3 protein-coding genes are annotated in these 3075 nt (G+C 62.7%); 2 read left to right on the top strand and 1 reads right to left on the bottom strand.

The window, feature by feature from the left end:
- Positions 1-318: 318 nt before the first annotated feature.
- Complete coding sequence (locus tag BN1233_RS48765) at positions 319-744, bottom strand: hypothetical protein (protein ID WP_046868078.1); 426 nt, start codon at positions 742-744, stop codon at positions 319-321.
- A 413-nt stretch (positions 745-1157) separates the two neighbouring features.
- On the opposite strand from BN1233_RS48765, the gene BN1233_RS33960 reads away from it, so the two are divergent.
- Both BN1233_RS33960 and BN1233_RS33955 read left to right on the top strand, forming a co-directional pair.
- Positions 1158-1754, top strand: a complete 597-nt coding sequence (locus BN1233_RS33960; protein WP_046868077.1) for a TMEM175 family protein — start codon at positions 1158-1160, stop codon at positions 1752-1754.
- A 265-nt stretch (positions 1755-2019) separates the two neighbouring features.
- Positions 2020-2910: an ABC transporter six-transmembrane domain-containing protein gene (locus BN1233_RS33955; RefSeq protein ID WP_046868076.1), complete on the top strand. Its 891-nt coding sequence runs from the start codon at positions 2020-2022 to the stop codon at positions 2908-2910.
- Positions 2911-3075: the final 165 nt, after the last annotated feature.

Genomic DNA, 3075 nt, shown 5'->3' with positions numbered 1-3075 from the left:
TCGGCGCAGAGGTTCTTTACGCGAGAATCGACCCGCGTGGCCGCGTCGCGGTTCCGATCACGAACTTCGCCGGCGATGCCTCAGGCTTCTTCAAGCCAACTGGTTCCGACGACATCTGGGAAGCCCGTTTGCGTGTCCAGCGCGACTTCTGAGCTGTTTAATCCCGCTCTCTGATCCTGTCGCGATCTGCCATTGCTCCAACGCCCGAGTCCCGCAGAACAGGCTCAGAGAATTTGGGCAGCGAGACGAGTGAAATTTCCTTCTGATCGCAGTGATGCCGGGTGCCTTCGCACTGGCCGGACCGGTCGCGGCCGGACCCTACGAATACCTCCTGTTCCGCGGCGGCGTGATGCCCGGGACGGAGAATGATTGGGTCCTGCACAGCTCCGCGGGTCCAATTCCCCCTGAACCACCCACTCCGACACCGCCCAGCCCGGCCCCGCCTGCACTGTCGGTGCCATTCTTCCGGCCCGAGGTGGTGAAGGTCTCGGACGAGCGCTCGCTCATCGGCAGGCGCACTTGCCCGACAATGTCTCGGGCCCAGCCTACGCCGGCCCGCACCAACAGGCTCGCACCGTCCTGTGCGATCTCCAGGACCTTGGCGCGTCCTGTTTCCATGGCCTCGCCCACCAGGCGACACGCTTCGGTCAGGACCTCGTCGAGCTCCTCCGACTGGAGCGCGAAGCCGCCGAAGTCGGCCAGCACCTTCTGCCGCCGGAGGAGGATGTCCAGCTCGTTCTCCATGAGCCACCGTGCTCCATGCCGCGGATCAACGCTGTCGGCAGGGGAATGATGCACGGCGGTGGCTGACTTGATCTGAGAAAGATGCAGGGGCTGTTATGAAGGTGCTTAGTCCAGTGGCCATGCACTTGAAAGGACCACTCCGGGCACTGAGCAGAAGTAAACCGAATGTCAGGACTGGCAGGGTGAGGGGACCTTTCCACGGCAGCGCTCAAGGGCCGTGCCTCACCCAGAGCGGACAAACCGTCCGATCAAGAGGAAGCGGCCGTTTGAAAGTTCCAGCCACGGATCGTCGGTGTGCCATGACCTCACGGAGGCCGTGAGCAAGAGCCCCGCCGGCCCAGGCCGCGGAGGCTTCATCATGTCCGTCACGCGGCGGCGTTCGTCAAAGAGCCGGCGAATACAACGGAGCAGAAATGATGAAGGAGCCCGACGAGTTCATTGCAAAAGGCAGGCTGGATGCGATCACCGACGGCGTCTTTGCCTTTGCGATGACGCTCCTGGTCGTCAATCTCGACCTGCCAGAAGGCTTCAATCCGACGACCAGCGGCGAGTTGCTCGCCGCTCTCGCCCGGCTCGCCGACACGTTCATCGCGTACATTGTTACTTTTCTCATGCTTGCCCTTTTCTGGCTCGAGCGGGCGCACACGAAGGAGGAGCCGGAGACGGCCAGCGGCGCTTACGCCTGGACAGTGCTCCTGCACCTGTTCTTCGTCACCTTGCTGCCCTTTTCAATGATCGTCGCCGGCCGCTACGAGCTCGTTCCCGCGATCTGGATCTACGGCGGCAACTTGATCCTCCTGGCCTTGACCGCGATAGCGACCACGCTCGTGATCGAGAGGGACACCGGCCACCGGCTGGTCGCAAGCGGCCGCGTCGAGTTCAGCCTGCTGATCACTTCCGCCTTGCTCTCCATGGCGATCGGTGTCTTCGCCCCCGACAGCGCCATGTACGCATACTTCCTCAACTTTGCCGGGCCGCTCGTCCGTCGCTGGGCAATCGCGACGAGCTGAGCGAATGACCGCTCCTGCCATAGGGCCGACCTGCAGGCCTGCGCTGAAGAGGTCCGCTTATGAGCCCGACCGCAGATGCGTGGAGGCTCGGTGGACAGCTGGTTTTGGCACCTGCCGGCCATTTGTCTTGTAACATCCCGCTGGTGAAAAGGTGCGCCGGTCCTCTATGCGCTCGCTCTGACGGTGCCGCGTTCGCAGCCCGCTACCGTCTTCCATCGCCACGAGCAGCGTTTTGGGACCTCGCCCATCGCCTGGAGATCAGATTATGAATGACAGCGCGGCTTCTTCGGGCGATTTCGCGCCTGCACCCTCGCTGCGGGCGCTGCTGATCGGTCTCGGCGGGCGCTATCGGCTCAAGCTCGCGCTGACATATACGCTGAGCGTGACGGAGAACGGCCTCAACGTCCTCTACCCGTTCCTGACTGGCATTGCCATTGATGGCGTCCTGTCGGGAGCTTGGATTGGCGTGGCTCCGCTGTTGGTCACCTGGAGCGTCCATCTCGCCGTGGGATTGTTCCGGCACGTTTACGACACGCGGGTTTTCACCCTGGTATACGCAGACCTCGCGACCAATCTCGTTGAGCGGCAGAGGGCTCAGGGCACGAATGCCGCCCATCTCGCCGCACGTGTGGCGCTGTCGCGCGAAGTGGTCGACTTCCTTGAGGTAGACGTGCCGGCTGTTGCGGCTTCCGTCGTGCATTTTGTCGGAGCCGTCGCGATGCTGTGCGTTCTGAGCCGATGGGTGGGTGTGCTCGCGATCTCGGCGTTGGGGCCGATCGCCCTGTTCACATTCTGCTTCGGCCGCGCCAGCCTGCGTCTAAACGCGGCCCTGAACGATCGGCTGGAGCGTGAGGTCGAGCTTGTCGGACGCGGATCCGCCGCTGTGATACGCCGTCATTTCGAGCATCGGCTCCGGTTCTGGCGCGTGCGCATCTCGGATGCCGAAGCCAAAGTCTGGGGAGGGATCGAGATCATCCAAATTGGCCTGACGCTGGCCACGTTGGCGTTGCTGGCGCGCGCAGGAACCGGCACGACGGCGGGCGCGATTTTTGCGGTGCTTGCCTACGTGTGGACCTACGGCGAGAGCGTCAATGATCTGCCCACCATCGTTCAGAAGCTATCGCGTCTCAAGGACATCGCCGCTAGGCTTGGCTAAGCGAGCTGGATGATCCGGCAGGTCATCTAGGGAACATAACGGATCGGAGCGCCTAGTTCGGAGGGCTCTTCCGCTGACCACAAGGAGCGGCTTCATCGAGAGGGCACGTCTTTCTTCAGGAAGACATCTAGGCACATGAGGTGCGGTCCAACTTATTTCCGCATC

The sequence above is a fragment of the Microvirga massiliensis genome, from assembly GCF_001006805.1.
In the GTDB taxonomy this organism is placed as follows: domain Bacteria; phylum Pseudomonadota; class Alphaproteobacteria; order Rhizobiales; family Beijerinckiaceae; genus Microvirga; species Microvirga massiliensis.
The sequence above is the reverse complement of the archived record's forward strand: the minus strand, read 5'-3'. Positions and strand labels throughout refer to the sequence as shown.